Origin of the sequence: Nitrosomonas oligotropha (genome assembly GCF_009833085.1) — a bacterium.
GTDB lineage: Bacteria > Pseudomonadota > Gammaproteobacteria > Burkholderiales > Nitrosomonadaceae > Nitrosomonas > Nitrosomonas oligotropha.
This window is the reverse complement of sequence record NZ_QRBZ01000037.1, coordinates 28,724-46,141: the sequence shown is the minus strand read 5'-3', so window position 1 is coordinate 46,141 and position 17,418 is coordinate 28,724. Positions and strand designations below refer to the sequence as shown.

The following is a 17,418-nucleotide window of genomic DNA, read 5'->3' as shown; positions in this document are numbered from 1 at the left end:
ATTAGCAGGCGTAACCTATGAAACTTCAGCAACTGCGCTATTTATGCGAAACCGCCAATCATGATATGAATTTATCCAGAGCGGCAAAAAATCTGCACACCTCTCAACCAGCCATCAGCAAGCAGATTCAATTGCTCGAAGAAGAGCTCGGGGTCGATATTTTTCTGCGCAATGGTAAACGCATTGTAAAAATAACACCGCCAGGACAATTGATCATACAAACAGCCGTCAAGATGCTGCGCGATGCTGACAATCTGAAGAAAATAGCGCAAGAATTTACCAACGAAGCCGGTGGCACGTTAACCATCGCGACCACTCACACCCAGGCACGCTATTCCCTGCCGCCCGTGATCAAACGCTTTACCGCGCGCTACCCGAAGGTCAAACTCATTTTGCGGCAAGGCAGCCCGGTACAGATTGCCGCTTTGGTCACTTCAGGTGAAGCGGATATTGGAATCGCCACCGAAGCGCTGGAACAATATCAAGAACTTGTCATGCTGCCGTGCTATCAGTGGAACCGCTGCATCATCGTACCACCCAAACATCCGTTGCTGAAATTAAAAAAGCTCACGCTGGAAGCGATCAACCGATATCCCATCATTACTTATGATTCCACTTTTACCGGCCGTTCAAAAATCAACCAAGCATTTGCAAGCCGCGGGCTGGAACCCAATGTGGTACTCACCGCAATTGACTCCGACGTGATTAAAACCTATGTGGAACTGGGATTGGGTGTAGGTATTCTCGCCAACATGGCTTTTGATGCCAAGCGCGATAAAACCCTTCGGTCCATCGATGCCAGTCATCTATTTGAACCCAGCACCACACGCATCGGTATCAGCCGCAATAGCTATATCCGCGGTTATATTTTTGATTTCATCGAAATGTTTGCACCGCATCTTGATCACGCCAGCATTCAAACCAAGCTGGAAAGCGGCAAATCCGCCGATCCCGAGAATGCAAGTTGATTCTCACCGGAATTGAAAGTAGCATGATCACGAAGCTACCCGGCCCAGGCAACCAGCACTCAATCATCTAATGAGGTGAAACATGAAAAAGATTCTGAGTTTGTTTTTGGTATTACTCGCTCTGGTCATAGCCGCGCTTGGTTCCGGTGCTTACAATATGGCAGCCACCGAAAAACACTGGGCCGTCACTGAAAAAATCATCGAGTGGGTGCGTGAAAGCTCCATTGAAGCACGCGCCAAGAATTTGGCAGTACCGCCTTTGGATGATGAGAAGCTGCTGCAGACTGGCGCGGTTCACTACGATGCCATGTGCCCGGTCTGCCATCTCGCACCCGGCTTGAAGCCCACGGAACTCTCCGCCGGTTTATACCCTCAGCCGCCGGTATTCCATCAGCGCGAACCGGTCATCGATCAAGCCGAAATAGAGGATCGCGCCAAGGAATATTTCTGGGTCATCAAAAACGGTTTGAAAATGACCGCCATGCCGGCTTGGGGACTCAGTCACGACGATGACTCGATCTGGGCGATGGCCGCCTTCATCCTCAAAATGAGTCAAATGACACCCGAGCAATATAATGAGCTCGTCCATTCAACCAAGGATTCCGCGCATGACCATAGCCATGCGCATGAACATTAACCGGAAAAATCTCATTTCCTCAACCATCTCCAGTTCACTGATCGCAAACTACACCCATGCGGACTACCGGATCGGCACCGCAGCTGACTGCATTACGCTCAAAATCGATCAATACTCCGAACCGCTCGCGCAATTCCTGGCGACATTAAATCAGTCATGCGCGGCAATCATCAGCGCCTATAATCCGTGCAGCCAATCAGTCAGCGGTGAGGAAAACATAGCGGCGCATGAAGCGCTCAGACATTTCCTGGCCGGTCATGCCTATCAAGGCATTGAAAGTGTGCACACGGATCCGGCTGGCGTATGGCCGGCAGAAAAAAGTTTTTTTATCCCCGGAATCGATATGCACAGCGCCAAATCATTGGGGCAGCAATTTAGCCAAAACGCGATTGTGTGGATAGAGCGTGATGCAATTCCACGTCTAGTCTTGCTGCGCTAGTACCGTCAGGCATTTCATTCATTACTAGCAGCAACCAAAATAACTTGAAATTTTTCAGGATATTCAAGGTCGAAAAATTCTGTATAGCTGGTAATACAAGCACGATGCTATACTCAATCTTTTAATAACAGTTTGGGAGACAAAACGATGAAGCAGACACTCACCTTTCTGACTTTGGCTTTTCTCAGTTTTGGATTGCTCGCTTTCGATGCGGAAGCAAAACGTATGGGCGGCGGTAAAAATATCGGCACGCAACGCCAATCGGTCAATCAGCAAGCAGCGCCCAATACGCAAAAAGCAGCACCTGCTGCAACACCGGCTGCGGCTCCTTCCGCTGGCAGCAAATGGGGCGGCGCATTAGCGGGTCTGGCAGCGGGCGGCTTATTGGCTGCGCTCTTCATGGGTGGCGCGTTTGAAAATATCAATATGATGGATTTTGTGATTATGGCGTTACTGATCGGCGTTGTTTTCTTCGTCATCCGTATGCTGCGAAAACCCAAAGCGGAGCACGCCGCTTCGATGCAATATTCCGGCATGGGCGCTGTGGGCACGCAAGACCGCTTCAATACGCCCCCCTTCACTGCACCCGCAGAAACTGCGTCCGGTGAAGACAGCGGAAGCGCATATCAGCAACCGAATATTCCCACGGATTTCAAAGTAGAACCTTTTATCCGCAACGCCAAAGCTTCGTTCATCCGCTTACAGGCTGCGCATGATCGTGGCGACATCAATGAAATCCGTGATTTCACAACCGCGGAAATGCTGGCGGAAATCAGCGCACAAATGCAGGAAAGTGGCGATACCCAACATAAATCGGAAGTCATGTTTATCGATGCCAATTTGCTGGAAGTGGAAACTACCGAGGACATGGCGATTGCCAGCGTGCGTTTCACCGGCCAGCTGCGCGAACTTCCAAATGGGGAACCGGAAGCATTCGATGAAATCTGGCACGTGCAAAAAGATCTGAAAGATCCTAACGCCACCTGGTTATTGTCCGGAATTCAGCAAGTTTCGTAATTTCCACGCCATGTAGTATTGTGAATAGCCCGGCCAGACAAGCCTCTGACTAATCTGGCCGGGTTTCAACCACAGCAAAGTCTCTTTTGTAACTCCTCATCAATGCGCAGCATTTCCGCTTGAGTCAGAGTCATGTATACGAGAATATCAAAACTTGTCTTGGTGCTGGCTTTTGCACTGTACGCTTCGCTGGTGGCGTTCAATAACCTCACCGACTACAACTCGAATTTCACCCTGGTAGCCCACGTGCTGATGATGGACACCACGTTTCCCGGTAATCAAGGGTTATGGCGCGCCATCCATTCTCCGGTCATCCATCACACCGTTTACGGCCTCATCATAAGCACCGAAATCGCTATTGCCGCGCTGTGCTGGCTTGGCGGTTTGCGTTTATACCGGTGCATCCAGAATCCCGTCGCTTTCAATCAAGCAAAAGGTTTGGCAATTCTCGGACTGACATTGGGCTTTTTACTGTGGTTTACCGGATTCATGACGATGGGCGGCGAATGGTTTTTGATGTGGCAATCGGAAACAGCCAATGGACAGCAGGCTGCATTCCGTTTAGTGATGATCATTGCCGCCATCCTCATTTACCTGGGCCAGGCTGAAGAACAGCAAATTTGAATGACCGCCGGTTTTCCCGGCGATATAAAAAACAGCCCGCGGATACTACGGCTTACTTATTCGATAACAAAGCATCAATCCCGGCCTGAGCAATCTGCGCATCCTGATGCGACCGCACGCCACTGACACCGACCGCGCCGGTAAATTGATTGTCGATCGTAACCGGCAAGCCACCCTCGATCGGTAATGTTCCAGGCAAATTCAAATAGCGCAAATGCCCTGCGGCAATATTTTCTTCCCATATTTTAGTCGGACGGCGGAATGCGATCGCCGCGCGCGCTTTTTCCATCGCGACTTGAATACTACCGTACTGCGCCCCGTCAAGGCGTTGCAAATGCAATAAATGCCCGCCATCGTCGACAATGGCAATGACCACCGGCCAGCCGTTCCGTTTGGCTTCCGCTTCCGCCCCGGCGGCTATTTTCTTCGCGTCATCCAACGTCAGTATAAGTTTATGAGCCGTCATAATTACCCTTGTTTAAAATAAAATCGCACAAATCAAATTCCAGCGCCATTTTCGTACACTTCCTGGCGCATCTGCGCTTGAGAAATATTGCTGCCCGGCGGCACGCTGCGCGTCAACCAGACGTTGCCGCCGATCGTCGATCCGCGCCCGATGGTAATACGCCCCAATATCGTAGCACCGGCATAAATCACCACATCGTCCTCGACAATCGGGTGGCGCAGATTGCCTTTCACCAACGCGCCGTTCTCATCCACCGGGAAACGCTTGGCGCCCAGTGTCACCGCCTGATACAAGCGGACATTCTGGCCGATGATGGCGGTTTCGCCTATCACCACGCCGGTGCCGTGATCGATAAAGAAACTGCCGCCGATCTGCGCGCCGGGATGGATTTCGATACCGGTTACCGAATGCGCGATTTCCGAAATCATGCGTGCGATCAACGGCACGCCCAAGCCATGCAGAACATGCGCCAGCCGGTAATGCAAGATCGCCATGATGCCGGGATAGCACACCAGCACTTCATCGAGATTGCGCGCCGCCGGATCGCCCTCATACGCCGCCTTGATATCGCTTTCCAGCAGTGTACGGATTTGCGGTAAGCACTTGGCAAAGGATTGCGTAATGGCAATCGATTGGGCGCGATCTTCATCACTGAGCATTTCCAGTCCCGAGTTGTAGTGCAGTTCATTTTGAATCTGCACCATCAGCTCGCGCAACGTCATATTCAAGGTATGCCCGACATAATGATCGATGCCTTCGTCCGCCAGCTCCGACGAACCCAGCCGGTTCGGAAACATGGCCGCGCTCAAGCCTTCCGCAACACTGGCCAGAATCCGACGCGACGGCAGCCGGGGCGGCCGGTCATGCCGGTTGCGGCTTTCCAACGACGCCAGCCGCAGCGTGCGCAGCTCCGCTACGATACTATCTACATCCAGCTGCGCACTGCGCAGCAAAAGATCCCGTGTTCGCTTGCTATTGTTCACTCTGTTGCCAAGCCTTGCGCATCAAACATACCTTCAAAAAGAATACTGCTCAGATAACGTTCGGCGGAATCCGGCAGTATCACCACAATGGTTTTGCCTGCATTCTCAGGACGTTTAGCGTGGCGCACCGCAGCCGCTACCGCAGCGCCGCAGGAAATGCCCGCCAAAATCCCCTCTTCGCGCGCCAGACGCCGCGCATACAGTATGGCTTCTTCATTACTGACTTGCTCGATTTCGTCAACCAGCGAAAGATCGAGATTATCCGGCACAAAACCGGCGCCGATCCCTTGAATCTTATGCGGCCCGGGCGCTAGCGACACGCCTGCGCGCTTTTGCGACAGCACCGGGCTTGCAACAGGCTCCACCGCCACCGAGGTAATGGCTTTGCCTTTGGTTTGCTTGAGATAACGCGACACACCGGTAATCGTGCCGCCCGTTCCCACGCCTGCGACAAAAATATCGACCGCGCCATCGGTGTCGTCCCAGATTTCCGGCCCGGTGGTTTTTTCGTGGATGGCCGGATTGGCCGGATTCTTGAACTGTTGCAGCAACACGTAGCGGCCGGGATTAGAAGCGACGATTTCTTCCGCCTTGGCCAAAGCGCCGTTCATGCCGCGCGCACCTTCGGTCAACTCCAGTTTAGCGCCGAGCGCAACCAGTAATTTGCGCCGTTCCACACTCATCGTTTCCGGCATCGTCAAGGTCAGCGGAATTCCCCGCGCCGCTGCGACAAACGCCAATGCAATCCCGGTATTGCCGCTGGTCGGTTCGACAATTTCTTTTCCCGCACCCAGCAAACCTCTGCGTTCCGCGTCGTCGATCATCGCCGCGCCAATGCGGCATTTCACCGAATATGCCGGATTACGCCCTTCGATTTTCCCCAGCACCAATGCCGCCGCGCCATCAGTCACCCGATTGAGCCGCACCAGCGGGGTACGCCCAATCGATAATGAATTATTTTCAAACCAATTTGCCATGAGTTTTCCTTTTTTGTATGCGATGCAATTGCCCGCGCATCATAACCAAACTGTGATACCGGAACATAACCATTTCACTATAGCGCATTCATTCCGAAGCTGAAAGTGAAAACCGGTTGATTTGAACCCGTGAGAAACAACTCAGAACACAATTTGCATGCGCGAGAACAACACCTTTTCTTCCGTCCGGTTCGCTCCACCACCGGCGCCGCCCGTGAAATGGGTCTGATTGTAATCCAATTGGAATTTAATATTGCGATTGAGAACCAATTAATGCCGATGCCGAAATCCTGCGCTTTTCTAACCGCGTGATCCGGGTCACGATGAGTTCTTTGTATCAATGCAAATCAGAATCCCATACCTGCATCTCCCGGAATGAACTGCGAAAGAAACGCAGTTTTTACCGAGCAAATCTTCAATTGGCGTTTTGATACTATCTCGGGTTTCGATAATGGGCTTGAATACTGCAACGCAAGTAATAACTCGATGTCAACCGCGCATAACTTCCAGTAGTGCTGCTCACCCGCACCCCGTCTTTGCATCCGAGTGCTTGGAAAGCACAGCTTACAGGATTAACTGATTGTCTTAGGGGCGATAAACCTCTATATTCGATAATTGTTTCTTACAGGTATGTATTTGTAGCCCTCGTTACTTAAACGAGAAAAGCAAATGATGCGCTTATACCCTATATTCGCAGTTTTTTATTCTAAAGTTTATTAAGTAATAAGCAGTTAGGAAAACTTAACCATGTCATACAACATTCCATTCCAGGTTATGCGACATTTTTTGTCGTATATATTACATTAGGTATCAGGTACCGCCGAAACGATGTTGCCTACCCAGACAATTGAGGAACTGATCAGCGTTTCCTACGTGAGCGCCATCATTGCGTATTCTGGCTTCGCACCAAATGCTGTAGCCAAGGACTATGGCATCGACTTGGAAGTTCGTAAAATCGGAGAGCACAGAAACAAACGAATCGACCTTGGAGCGTTCCTTGAATTGCAGTTGAAGGCAAGCATCAATTGGTCTGCCGAAGACGCACATGTCGTGTTTGATCTTGAAGCAGATGCATACAATCGGCTCGTGTTTAGGCGAGATAACTCGTCAATGCCTTGCGCGCTCGTGGTGTGCTGTTTTCCAAAGGAAAAGGAAGCATGGCTAAACGTAGCTGAAGACGAGCTTATGATTAGAAAGTGCTGCTACTACCACTTTATCGATGGCGCGGAAACAAAAAATACTTCGTCCCAAAGAATACGCATTCCACGGAATCAGCTGCTGACCCCCGAGTCACTGCATGAGTTGAAACAGAAGCTCTATGAAGGGGCTCTGTCATGAATCGGTTCCGCGATCAAAGCAATCTACTTGGTCGAATCAGTCTCTATGACATTCGCTCGTATCTAGAGCGATTGGGCTGGCGCAGAACAACGACCAGAAACAACAAATGGCAGATTTTCCGACTTCAAGTCGATTCACCAAACCCACTTGAGTTGGTTCTTCCCGCTGACGACCATTTTACTGATACACGTGCCCGAATAGACCAAGCGGTATTCTCAATTGGTCAAGTTGAAGAACGCCCCATCGCAGATGTATGCGCCGACATCGTTGGCTCAAATACCGACTCCCTTCTGATTCGGCTGAGAGTCTCAAACGACGCCACGTCTATCCCGATTGGAGATGCATCAAAGCATGTGAAAGCGATGCGAAATTTGTTGCTTTACTCCGCATGCTCAGAAATTGATGCAAAACCTCACTATGAACAACCATTGCCGAACGCCTCTGATCTACTTTCTGGCTTCGAGTTCTGCCACACGTTTAGCGGGAGTTTTGGTTTTGAAGTCTCAAACACGATTACCAAACCGGAACAAGTGGATGACCTGTTTGATGCGCCAATACACAGAAAGATGGTCGAGAGGATTGCAAGAGGCGTGCTCCTGCTAGAAAACTCGGTCAGTCGGGAAGAACCAAATGTTCTGATCGAAGCATATGAATTTGCACTAAATGCACGGATGTGTGACGCGATGGCTGATATTGGCCTTGATGGCAAGATCGCTTTCGACTTGGGAATTGACTGGGCGTCTTCTGTCACACCGCCTGAGGATGTTGTCCTGTTCAAGGAGTGTTTCATAGGCGAGCCGCAAATCAACATGCTTAGATTCGTCTCTGAGCAACTCAAAATCGTTAAGCCAAGCTTGGATCGAATCGTTGGCTATGTGGTTAATCTACATTGCGCAACCAATCCCGGGGATGGAGATGCAAAACGCACTGTTGCCGTAAAGGTTGATCACAACCTACACGGTCTGATTGAAGTCAAGATGAGTCTTGGCCCGGAGTTCTACCTACGATCGATAGACGCACACTCCAAGGGAAAGCGACTCGCTGCTAGCGGGCAGTTGCAACGAAAGGGCAACACGTGGTCTCTGGAATCCATATCGTCTGTCGATGTCAACGATGTCTAACACTTCGTACCAGGGAACACTGCGCGGCGTATACGCAATCTTCGCTTGCAGCAAATGCTCTTGGCCGATAAGTAAAGTGTTCATGGTAAATTCCTTTATCTGTAAATTCCAAAAAATGTACAGTTAGCCAATTTTTTAGAAAACACTCCCCTGCTTCCCAAAAACGGCGCAATACGGCCTATTTGGGAAATCCAGAGAAGCTCAAATTGATAAACGAGAGGGGTTAAAAACCCCTCAATGTGCGGATATCAGCTCAGTACGCTGACATCATCCCAACTGATGTGATCCGGTTGCACGCCAATTAGCGTGATTGATACATTGGAACCGAAGTTCACAATAAAATTGGTGCCTTCTTGATGAATATCGGTAACAAAACTGGCCAAGTGTTCCTTCGACGTTAAGCCAAGGCCGGTATCGAAAACCAGCATATCGTGCTCCAGCGAGCTGAAATCATCGATGCGCAAATGCGATGCATCGCGGATTACAAAATCATCGGAACCACGTCCGCCAGAGCAATCTTCACCGGCGCGCACAGCGATATCATCATCGTTATCGGTGGGTGAGAATCTCAGCGGTCCGGAGAACTTTGGAACCGTGCCGCTGGCGCCCGGAGAAATTGTCCATTGCTCCGAAACTCGTAAGTACGTGCCATCGCCATCGACGTCGGCGTAGCGGGTTATTTCCGTGCCGAAAGATTTGACTTCGGTACGAACAACCTCGATTCCTTCCACTACGTAGGTTTCACTGCCGTCATCGTCGATCGATTTTGTTTCCCACACACCATCATTTAGCTCAAATGCAGCCGTTACTTTACTATCCACAATCGTGAACTTAAAAGCTTTGTGCTCGTGTCCCGATGAATCATCATCAAATCCGTCATGTCCTGAACTCATTTTTTTCTCCTCATTGATAAAAGTAACAAACACTGTACAACAGTTAAATTAACAACCTATTTCTGAAACTATCTTCTTATCCAACATTCCGTTACTTAATTGGATCTTGCTGTGCCGCAGTCAATTGATTGCGCCACGCTGCCGGTAAATTTTGAACCCAGCCGTTATAAACCAGCGGAACCGGCAGAATACCTTGTCCTCCCATGCCAGGATTAGCCGTAATCGTGTCATCCTTAGCGGTAGAGCTTGCGGCGAAGAGTCCGACTTTACCTGCTATCTTGGCATCGGATGGATCGCCATCGCCGTTGGGATCAGGATCTACGACCAGCATCCGGTTTGAGAATTTACTCGTCACGTAGGCGTAATAACCGCCTCCTTTCTTGGCGCCATATTGCACGCCATGACAACCGGGGTCGCATGGCAGCATAGCCACCACTTCATCGGTTGTCGCCAGATTGGGCCGCGTATCGATAATGGTGATCGTACCGGTCAGTGTATTCGCCGTAACCATATTTTTCCCGTCCGGCGATACCGGGGTTTGCACCGGCAACGCGCCGACAGGACCGGAAATAGCGCCGGATAGCGGATCGTAATGCTCGATCAGGTTAATGTGCTTGATCACGGTATGTAATTTCATATCAACCACGGTGATGGTGCTGTCCAGTAAATTAGCAACGTAATACTTACTGGCGTCCGGCATCATTCCGGTGGCCAGTGGATGGCTGAAATGGCCGCTCACGGGCAAAATGGCATCGATGGAATTTGTTTTGAAATTGTATTGCGTGGTATCCCCACTCAGCACATTCGGCGTCACCATGGTTTTACCGTCATGACTCATCCAGTGCGCATGCGCATTGCCGCGTCCGATATCCACCCGGCGCAACACTTGGGCAGCCAACGGACTCAGTTCCATCACGGAATCCGTGCGGGTATCGCCATTGTTAGTAATATGCAGCCTATCCGTATCGGTCAAGGTCATCACATGCGCTGGCGCTTCACCGACGGATACGTTACGGATCAGCGCGCCGGTTTTGCGGTCATAAACCGTCAGTTTTTTGTCAAACCATTGCGTTACATAGATCACGTTCTGATCTTTATCAGTCCACATATTGTGCGGATTGTTCATTTTGATCGAAGGCAGCGCCACCTTGCGCGTTACTTGCCAGTTAGTGCCATCGATTGCGGACACAGTTCCCGGTTTGGATTTTCCCGCAGTCATTTCAAATTGCGTCGCTGCCCAGATTTCCCCAACCGCCGGGGTCGCGGGATTTTGCAGCGTCGGCAAATTGATATCATTGCCGTAGCGCGCATTCAATACGGCGGGCAAATTGACGACACCGATGTCCACGCGCACATCGACGTTGGGATAAGTGATATGCCAAGGTGCATTTTTCGCATAATCCTGCCAATTAGCCGGATTGGTCGCAATGAAGAATGTCCGTAACAACCGTGTAGCGAGATCGCTGCTGCTTGGAACCGTAATACCGTTGATCAAGCTGAGTGAAGAACCCAGGTCCAGTCCGGTAGTTGCCGGATCGTCCACAATCACCGCACCGAACATGTACGGGTGAATACTGCAAGTAAAGACATACAGTCCCGGCGTTGTCAGCGTCAAACTATCGCCGCCTTTTTTGGGATCGGTATTAAATGGCATGCCCGCCGCGCCAGTCGGGTAAATCAAACTGGTTCTGGTATGCACGGTATTGGAATTTCCTGAAAAATTGACTCTTGCGCCCGGTGTGGCGATGGCAATCGAGCGGCTTCCCGCGACTGACGATCCGGTATCGAACCAGCGGCCCGGGATATCGGTTAGTGCAAAATTGACTTGGTTATCAGCCGCAACGCTGTTTGCCGATAAAGCCAGGATCGCCGCACTGCTGGCAATGATCCTTTTACTCTTTCTTATCATTGATAATTCAAACATAGAGAATCTCTCATTCAACATTTACTAAAACGGCAGCTTTCGATGCATCATTGATGAAAGCCATTTTTGTGTGATATTTTCCCGCACACAATGAACTATACGTGGGAAAATTTTCCATGTCAACAATTTGTGTGATATTTTCCCACAACATGCTAAAATGGTTTGCAATCATTAGTTAATGGCGTTTAATTTCCTCGCGGACAATTGTTATGCATGGTGTTCATTCAACCAATTCAAACCTTTCACCGGCACTGATCACAGCAGTGCGCCGGGTATTACGTCCATTCATCAAACTGATGCTGGCCAAAGGAATTACCTATCCTTTCCTGACGGAAATGCTGAAAGATTTATTTGTCGAAGTGGCGGCAAACGACTTCAAAATCGGCGGCAAGCCTTCTACGGATAGTCATCTCAGTTTGCTGACCGGTATTCACCGCAAAGACATCAAGCGCTTGCGCCATGGCAGTTATGCCGACACCGAAACCACGCCGCAAGCGGTTTCACTCGGCGCCCGGCTGGTCAGTCTCTGGAGCAGCGATCCCCGTTATCTGGACGAAAACAATCAACCCAAGCGGCTGCCAAGATTCGCCCGGGAAGGGGGCGATATTTCTTTTGAGGGATTGGTCGCCAGTGTGAGCTGCGATATCCGCTCACGGGTTGTGCTTGATGAGTGGTTAAGGCTCGGCGTGGCGCACTTCGACGAAGAAAACCGCGTTTGTCTCAATACGGCGGCGTTCATTCCCGCGCATGGCTTTGACGAAAAAGTTTTTTATTTTGGCCATAACTTGCACGATCACGCGGCGGCGGCAACCAGCAACTTGCTCGGTCACAATCAGCCTTTTCTGGAGCGCAGCGTCTACTACGATGGATTGAGCGCCGATTCTGTCAAAATTCTCGCAGAGAAATCCGCGCAGCTTGGCATGGAATCCTTGCTTGCGATCAACAAGAGCGCTTTGGAACTGGAAAAAACCGATGCGCAAAAATGCGAACCGGATTACCGCATGACATTTGGCATTTATTATTACAGCGAGCCGGTCGAGGCGGAAAAAACCTCCGGGCAAGCAAGCGATTCGCACTCCTAGCACAAGAACTTGAATCTATCCGAATGAAAAAAATTTCATTAGCAGCGATATGCCAAACCAGCCTGCAACAATTAGGCATCATCGCTTTAACATTCTCATGCGCGGTCAGCGCATTCGCGCAAAATAACTGCGATAGCAATGCCTCTCTCATTAACCCTGTCACGCTTGCCCACTCCGGAATCGGCGGCACCGGCGCGGCTCAATCCGGTATCGGCGGGACTGGCCTGCACGATGGCGGCATGGGTGGCACCGGTAATCCGCAAGGCGGAATCGGCGGAACCGGAAGCATCGCAAACGATGGCGGTATCGGCGGCACGGGAATTGTGGGCGTCATCACCGGATTCGCCAGTATTTGTGTCAACGGCATTGAAATTCATTACAGCCCCGGCACAACCATCTCCATGGATGGCCAGCCAGCCAGCGCGGGCGAACTGGCCGTGGGCCAGGTCGTTGCCGCCCGGGCACTGGGCACAGGCGATAAACTCACGGCGCGCAACATTGCAGTGATTCATGCCGCAGTCGGGCCGGTCAGCCACTTCGATGCCGCGAAAGGAGAAATGCAAGTATTGGGTCAAACCGTACGGATCGGACAAGGCGGCGAGCACGGCAATTTCTCCCATCTGAAAAACGGCGATTGGGTACAAGTCAGCGGTCACCGGCTTTCCAGCGGCACGATTGCCGCCTCGCGCGTCGAGACCATCGCACCGCGCGCTGAAGCCAGATTAAACGGCCATATCACGCAAATCGACGAACAAGGCATTGAAGTCAATGGCACCCGTATCCATCACGATGCCAAATTAATGCCGCAAGGTCTTGCAAAAGGCATGGAAGTGTCGATCGCGGGCCGTTGGGATGGCCTTCAAATGAAGGCGCATCAGGTTCAGGCGGAGCCGACCCGGCAGAGTATCGGCAATGTCGATCATGTCGTAATCGAAGGTTATGTCAATGCGGTGGATGGCAAGGAACTAAACCTGAGTAACCGGATTGTCACATTGGATCCGGGCAGCCCGGTATCCGGTAACGCAAGGAGCGATCTCAGACTGGATCAACGCATTCAGATCAGCGGCCGTCCCGGAGCGGATCAGCGCATCAACCCGGAGCGGATTGAACTCAAGCAAGAAGTGCCGGTGCAACTGCAAATTCTGGAAAGAATCGACAGCGATGGATTCGACACCAGCGATCGCGGCAAAAAAAATAACTCCGGCGCCGAGCATGAGGCCAAATCGATTCAAAGTAACAAGAACGAACAAAACCAGGGTGGCGGGTCTGGGTCTGGTTCGGATCATAAAGGGGAATTAAAAAAGGATACTGACGGTCATTCGGGCAAGAACCACGCATCCGGAGGCGATTCTCATGCCAAAGACGCAGCAATCCCGGCTGGCCGCGATGAGAAAACTGACCATTCCGGCTCTTCCGGAAGCAGTCATGGTGAGAAGCCGCAAGATAACCGCGCGGATAATCTTTCCGGTCACGGATCCGCGGACAAACCCGAGAAGTCCACCGAGGGCCCGGATCGTCCGGAGAGACCAAGCGATCACAAGGACAATCTGCGCGATATCGATAAACCGGATAGAGATCATAACCGCGATAGGGAGCCTGCTCCGGATAAAGATCATGCCTTGGATAGAAGTCATACCCTGGATAGAGACCATGTTCCGGACAGAGATCATGTCCTGGATAGAGATCAAATTCGCGATCATAGCGGTCATCGAGACAGGGACTTCAGTCATCGCGATAGGGATTTGGATCGCTAAGCAAACACGCGCGATCAAGGTATTCTCAAACTTAAATCAGTAAAACACTTATTTACTTTTCAAATTGTTAGTTTTATCCTATGTAGGATAATTATACTCAATCATGTAGGAATAACTCCCTGCACGTCGAGCACCAAATTAACCTCAACAATAGCAAGTCTCCATGCACCGATTCTTATCATCTCAGCCGTTCCGGTTAATTCTGCTTCTATCCATTGCCGGTAATTCCCCCGCAGTATTTGCGAATGGATTCAGCTTCAGCACCGCAACCGACTTCACAACGGGCAAATACGGCGGACCATCCGCGACCGATATCTGGTATGTCCCATTCACGGCACGCTACGACAAGGGCCGGGCATCCTTCCGTGTAACCCTTCCGTACCTCAATATGACCGGACCGGACAACGTGCTGGGTCCCGGGATCGGCGGTATCGATGGCCGAGGAACCATCATTAATGGAGGCGGTGTGAGCGGGGGTTCCAGTGGCGGCGGTATCGTTATTTGCGATGAGCAAAACATTAATTGCCCGGTGATTATCTCCGAAAATGGAAACAACTCAGGCTCAGGCGGAAATTCCGGCTCAGGCGGAGGTGGAAGCGATGACGACGATGATAGCGGCAGCGGTGGGGGCGGCAGCGATGACGGCGGTGGAGACGATAGCGGCAGCGGTGGAGACGATAGCGGCAGCGGTGGCGGCGGCAGTGATGACGGCGGTGGAGATGATAGCGGCAGCGGTGGCGGTGGTGGCAGCGATGACGGCAGCAGCGGTGGTAGCGGTGGAGTTGATGATGGTGGTGGCGACGGAAGCGGTGGCGGTGGCAGTGGCAGTGGAAGTGGAAGTGGAAGTGGTGGCAGCGACGATGGTGGTAGCGGTGGCAGTGATGACGGCGATGATGATTCAGCGGATGCCATTGGCAAATTGAGGCAGCTTAAAGTCGGCGCGCTCGGCCTGGCAGGCGGCATTCCCTTGGGCGGCTCTCCGCTTTCAAGCACCAGCCGCTCCGGGCTGGGCGACGTAGTTACCGCCTTCAGCTACAACTTAATCGATCATGCGCCGACCGGTATCGCCTTTGATATCACCGCCCGGTTAAAAATCCCCACGGCCAGCACCAGCCAGAACCTGGGTACCGGTCAGGTCGATTACGCAGTGCAAGGAGATTTGTTTAAAACCATCTCGAATTTCACACTCAGCGCAACTTTCGGCTACCGGATCCTCGGCAATCCATCCAATGTGACGTTTCACAACGTATTTTATGGCGCGGCCGGGATCGGTTACCGCTTATCCGGAACCGTCACTTTGGGAACGAGTTACAACATGGGGCAATCGCCGGTGCGGCTGCAAGACAGCCGCGACCTTACCGTGTATCTTTCACAAAGAGTCAGTAACCATTTCAGACTGAATATTTATGGCCTGAAAGGCTTCTCGGAACGCAGCCCGGATTGGGGTGGCGGTATTAACCTGCGTTACGTTTTTTAACGTGCGCCCGGTCAAATATGCAGCAACCCGTCCGCTTTGCGTTTTGCCAGCAAGCAAATCAAATCGCAGGCGATATGCGCCGCGGCAAGCGCCGTAATCTGGCTGTGATCGTAGGGCGGCGACACTTCCACGATATCCATACCGATCAGATTAATGCCGGTAAAACCGCGAATGATCGCCAGCGCCTGCGCGGTAGTCAATCCGCCACACACCGGCGTGCCGGTGCCGGGCGCATACGCCGGATCGAGGCAATCGATATCGAAGGTAAAGTAAGCCGGACGATCGCCGACGATACGTTCAACTTCGGCGATCACCGCATCGGCGCCATGCCGGTGCACCCAAGTCGCATCCAACGCATGTATGCCCATGAAATCGTCATTCCAGGTGCGGATACCGATTTGTACCGAGTGTTTGGGATCGATCAATCCGTCCTGCACGGCTTTATAAAACATCGAACCGTGATTCAGCGAACTCGGCGTATCGTCTGACCAGGTATCGCTATGCGCATCGAAATGAATCAGCGCGAGCGGCGCGCCAAACTTTTCCGCATGCGCTTTCAGCAGCGGATAACTGATATAGTGATCGCCGCCAAACGTCAGCATGCGCGCACCCGATGCCAGAATATGCCGGGCATGAGCGGCAATCGTTTCATGGATGGTCATCGGATTATGCACATCGAGATAGCAATCGCCAAAATCGACCACGGCAAGGTTCTCGAACGGATCGAACCCCCACGGATAAGGTTTCATCGACGCCACTTCGGCCGACGCCAAACGGATGCCCTGCGGCCCGAAGCGCGTGCCGGAGCGGTAAGTCACCGCCAGATCAAACGGAATACCGCTGATCACCAGATCGGCCCCGGAAATATCCTTGCTGTAATTGCGCCGCATGAAGGACATCACGCCCGAAAAAGTCGGCTCGCGCAGCATGCCGTAAGGACTCTCGTGTGCGATCGCGCCATTGATTTTGATGTGACTGTTTTCCGTCATAGTTCAGTCCTTCTTCCTTTGTCGTTGAATGCGCTGGCGCAATCTTGCCGCTTCAGCACCGGTTTGCGATGATAATATGATTGATCAATGCAAATTCAAGATTTTGTGATGCGAACAAAAGCGCATCCCATCGATCATAACTATTGGCAACGAGATACCGTTATAATCCAATGCGTTTTGGAAACTTGTGTATGAAAGATACCATGCAACAATCAACCTATCGCAAGCATCTGGGCGTCATGCTGCTGACTGCCGGCTTGATCAGCGGCTGCGCTTCGATGTTCTCCGGTACTTCGCAGCGTTCATCCGATGCAGGCAGTCAACGCTACCCCAGTCTCACCGCACCTTACAACAAACCATACAAGATAAAGGGCGTCACCTACTACCCGATGCGCTCGGCCGCCGGTTACCGGGAAGTCGGCCATGCCTCCTGGTATGGCTCGGAATCGGGCAATCGCACCGCGATGGGAACACGTTTCGTCCCGCACGGCTTAACCGCCGCGCATAAAACATTGCCCTTGCCATCGCGCGTCCGGGTGACCAATCTGCAAAACGGCCGTCATGTCGACGTTCTGGTCAACGACCGCGGACCGTTCAAGAAAGGCAGAATCATCGATTTATCGCACGGCGCAGCCAAAAAGATCGGCTTGCATGGCGTCGCCAAAGTCAGGGTCGAGCATCTCGACGATAAGATCAGTCAGCAATAAAAGCCTTCCCGGATATCCCGCC

At 51.7% G+C, this 17,418-nt stretch carries 17 protein-coding genes; 11 read left to right on the top strand and 6 right to left on the bottom strand.

What is annotated here, in order from left to right; genetic code table 11:
• Positions 1-17: 17 nt before the first annotated feature.
• The 5 genes from cysB (at position 18) to ABD07_RS12235 (ending at position 3,685) form a co-directional block, all read left to right on the top strand.
• Positions 18-968: an HTH-type transcriptional regulator CysB gene (gene cysB / locus ABD07_RS12255; RefSeq protein ID WP_108698127.1), complete on the top strand. Its 951-nt coding sequence runs from the start codon at positions 18-20 to the stop codon at positions 966-968.
• A gap of 82 nt (positions 969-1,050) precedes the next feature.
• The gene (locus ABD07_RS12250) at positions 1,051-1,605 is read left to right on the top strand and encodes a c-type cytochrome (RefSeq protein WP_160818518.1); all 555 of its coding nucleotides are present in this window, start codon (positions 1,051-1,053) and stop codon (positions 1,603-1,605) included.
• Positions 1,577-2,044: a DUF3293 domain-containing protein gene (locus ABD07_RS12245; protein ID WP_240142546.1), complete on the top strand. Its 468-nt coding sequence runs from the start codon at positions 1,577-1,579 to the stop codon at positions 2,042-2,044. The genes ABD07_RS12250 and ABD07_RS12245 overlap by 29 nt, the downstream gene beginning before the upstream one ends.
• A gap of 147 nt (positions 2,045-2,191) precedes the next feature.
• Positions 2,192-3,061, top strand: a complete 870-nt coding sequence (locus ABD07_RS12240; protein WP_160818517.1) for a Tim44 domain-containing protein — start codon at positions 2,192-2,194, stop codon at positions 3,059-3,061.
• A gap of 132 nt (positions 3,062-3,193) precedes the next feature.
• Positions 3,194-3,685 carry a DUF2165 family protein gene (locus tag ABD07_RS12235; RefSeq protein ID WP_160818516.1) on the top strand — a complete coding sequence of 164 codons (492 nt, stop codon included), beginning with the start codon at positions 3,194-3,196 and terminating at the stop codon, positions 3,683-3,685.
• Between the two features lie 52 nt (positions 3,686-3,737).
• On the opposite strand, the gene ABD07_RS12230 is transcribed toward ABD07_RS12235, so the two are convergent.
• From ABD07_RS12230 to cysK, 3 genes are read right to left on the bottom strand one after another with little or no spacing between them, the layout of a single operon-like run.
• On the bottom strand, positions 3,738-4,151 hold the full coding sequence (locus ABD07_RS12230; RefSeq protein WP_108698123.1) for a GlcG/HbpS family heme-binding protein: 414 nt from the start codon (positions 4,149-4,151) through the stop codon (positions 3,738-3,740).
• A 32-nt stretch (positions 4,152-4,183) separates the two neighbouring features.
• Positions 4,184-5,134, bottom strand: a complete 951-nt coding sequence (gene epsC, locus ABD07_RS12225) for a serine O-acetyltransferase EpsC (protein WP_160818515.1) — start codon at positions 5,132-5,134, stop codon at positions 4,184-4,186.
• Positions 5,131-6,111, bottom strand: coding sequence for a cysteine synthase A (cysK, locus tag ABD07_RS12220; RefSeq protein ID WP_160818514.1), 981 nt, complete (start codon positions 6,109-6,111; stop codon positions 5,131-5,133). Before cysK ends, epsC begins: the two co-directional genes overlap by 4 nt.
• An 828-nt stretch (positions 6,112-6,939) precedes the next feature.
• Between cysK and ABD07_RS12215 the strand changes: the two genes are divergently transcribed.
• A complete protein-coding gene (locus ABD07_RS12215) occupies positions 6,940-7,449 on the top strand; it encodes a DUF4365 domain-containing protein (protein ID WP_160818513.1) in 510 nt (169 codons plus the stop codon).
• Positions 7,446-8,570, top strand: coding sequence for a hypothetical protein (locus ABD07_RS12210; RefSeq protein ID WP_160818512.1), 1,125 nt, complete (start codon positions 7,446-7,448; stop codon positions 8,568-8,570). Before ABD07_RS12215 ends, ABD07_RS12210 begins: the two co-directional genes overlap by 4 nt.
• Positions 8,571-8,818: 248 nt before the next feature.
• Here ABD07_RS12210 and ABD07_RS12205 read toward each other — a convergent pair whose 3' ends face one another.
• Entirely contained in the window at positions 8,819-9,463 is a 645-nt protein-coding gene (locus ABD07_RS12205; protein ID WP_160818511.1) for a hypothetical protein, read from the bottom strand.
• Between the two features lie 91 nt (positions 9,464-9,554).
• The gene (locus ABD07_RS12200; protein WP_240142545.1) at positions 9,555-11,372 is read right to left on the bottom strand and encodes a copper oxidase; all 1,818 of its coding nucleotides are present in this window, start codon (positions 11,370-11,372) and stop codon (positions 9,555-9,557) included.
• A gap of 224 nt (positions 11,373-11,596) precedes the next feature.
• Between ABD07_RS12200 and ABD07_RS12195 the strand changes: the two genes are divergently transcribed.
• The 3 genes from ABD07_RS12195 to ABD07_RS12185 all read left to right on the top strand — a co-directional run bounded on the left by ABD07_RS12195 (position 11,597) and on the right by ABD07_RS12185 (position 15,700).
• Complete coding sequence (locus ABD07_RS12195; RefSeq protein WP_160818509.1) at positions 11,597-12,469, top strand: DUF6502 family protein; 873 nt, start codon at positions 11,597-11,599, stop codon at positions 12,467-12,469.
• A 23-nt stretch (positions 12,470-12,492) separates the two neighbouring features.
• The gene (locus ABD07_RS12190) at positions 12,493-14,223 is read left to right on the top strand and encodes a DUF5666 domain-containing protein (RefSeq protein WP_160818508.1); all 1,731 of its coding nucleotides are present in this window, start codon (positions 12,493-12,495) and stop codon (positions 14,221-14,223) included.
• Between the two features lie 163 nt (positions 14,224-14,386).
• The gene (locus ABD07_RS12185; RefSeq protein ID WP_160818507.1) at positions 14,387-15,700 is read left to right on the top strand and encodes a hypothetical protein; all 1,314 of its coding nucleotides are present in this window, start codon (positions 14,387-14,389) and stop codon (positions 15,698-15,700) included.
• A gap of 11 nt (positions 15,701-15,711) precedes the next feature.
• Here the strand turns inward: ABD07_RS12185 and speB are convergent, their stop codons facing one another.
• Entirely contained in the window at positions 15,712-16,689 is a 978-nt protein-coding gene (gene speB, locus ABD07_RS12180) for an agmatinase (protein WP_160818506.1), read from the bottom strand.
• A 191-nt stretch (positions 16,690-16,880) separates the two neighbouring features.
• Here speB and ABD07_RS15235 point away from each other — a divergent pair, with 191 nt between their 5' ends.
• Positions 16,881-17,396 (top strand): septal ring lytic transglycosylase RlpA family protein, encoded by a 516-nt coding sequence (locus ABD07_RS15235; RefSeq protein ID WP_275689505.1) that lies wholly within the window; start codon positions 16,881-16,883, stop codon positions 17,394-17,396.
• The last annotated feature ends 22 nt before the right edge of the window (positions 17,397-17,418 follow it).

What these genes read in the sequence shown, in the direction of transcription:
- cysB (WP_108698127.1), top strand. Translation starts at nt 18, where the DNA reads ATGAAACTTCAGCAACTGCGCTATTTATGCGAAACCGCCAATCATGAT.
- ABD07_RS12250 (WP_160818518.1), top strand. Translation starts at nt 1,051, where the DNA reads ATGAAAAAGATTCTGAGTTTGTTTTTGGTATTACTCGCTCTGGTCATA.
- ABD07_RS12245 (WP_240142546.1), top strand. Translation starts at nt 1,577, where the DNA reads ATGACCATAGCCATGCGCATGAACATTAACCGGAAAAATCTCATTTCC.
- ABD07_RS12240 (WP_160818517.1), top strand. Translation starts at nt 2,192, where the DNA reads ATGAAGCAGACACTCACCTTTCTGACTTTGGCTTTTCTCAGTTTTGGA.
- ABD07_RS12235 (WP_160818516.1), top strand. Translation starts at nt 3,194, where the DNA reads ATGTATACGAGAATATCAAAACTTGTCTTGGTGCTGGCTTTTGCACTG.
- ABD07_RS12230 (WP_108698123.1), bottom strand. Translation starts at nt 4,151, where the DNA reads ATGACGGCTCATAAACTTATACTGACGTTGGATGACGCGAAGAAAATA.
- cysK (WP_160818514.1), bottom strand. Translation starts at nt 6,111, where the DNA reads ATGGCAAATTGGTTTGAAAATAATTCATTATCGATTGGGCGTACCCCG.
- ABD07_RS12215 (WP_160818513.1), top strand. Translation starts at nt 6,940, where the DNA reads ATGTTGCCTACCCAGACAATTGAGGAACTGATCAGCGTTTCCTACGTG.
- ABD07_RS12210 (WP_160818512.1), top strand. Translation starts at nt 7,446, where the DNA reads ATGAATCGGTTCCGCGATCAAAGCAATCTACTTGGTCGAATCAGTCTC.
- ABD07_RS12205 (WP_160818511.1), bottom strand. Translation starts at nt 9,463, where the DNA reads ATGAGTTCAGGACATGACGGATTTGATGATGATTCATCGGGACACGAG.
- ABD07_RS12200 (WP_240142545.1), bottom strand. Translation starts at nt 11,372, where the DNA reads ATGATAAGAAAGAGTAAAAGGATCATTGCCAGCAGTGCGGCGATCCTG.
- ABD07_RS12195 (WP_160818509.1), top strand. Translation starts at nt 11,597, where the DNA reads ATGCATGGTGTTCATTCAACCAATTCAAACCTTTCACCGGCACTGATC.
- ABD07_RS12190 (WP_160818508.1), top strand. Translation starts at nt 12,493, where the DNA reads ATGAAAAAAATTTCATTAGCAGCGATATGCCAAACCAGCCTGCAACAA.
- ABD07_RS12185 (WP_160818507.1), top strand. Translation starts at nt 14,387, where the DNA reads ATGCACCGATTCTTATCATCTCAGCCGTTCCGGTTAATTCTGCTTCTA.
- speB (WP_160818506.1), bottom strand. Translation starts at nt 16,689, where the DNA reads ATGACGGAAAACAGTCACATCAAAATCAATGGCGCGATCGCACACGAG.
- ABD07_RS15235 (WP_275689505.1), top strand. Translation starts at nt 16,881, where the DNA reads ATGAAAGATACCATGCAACAATCAACCTATCGCAAGCATCTGGGCGTC.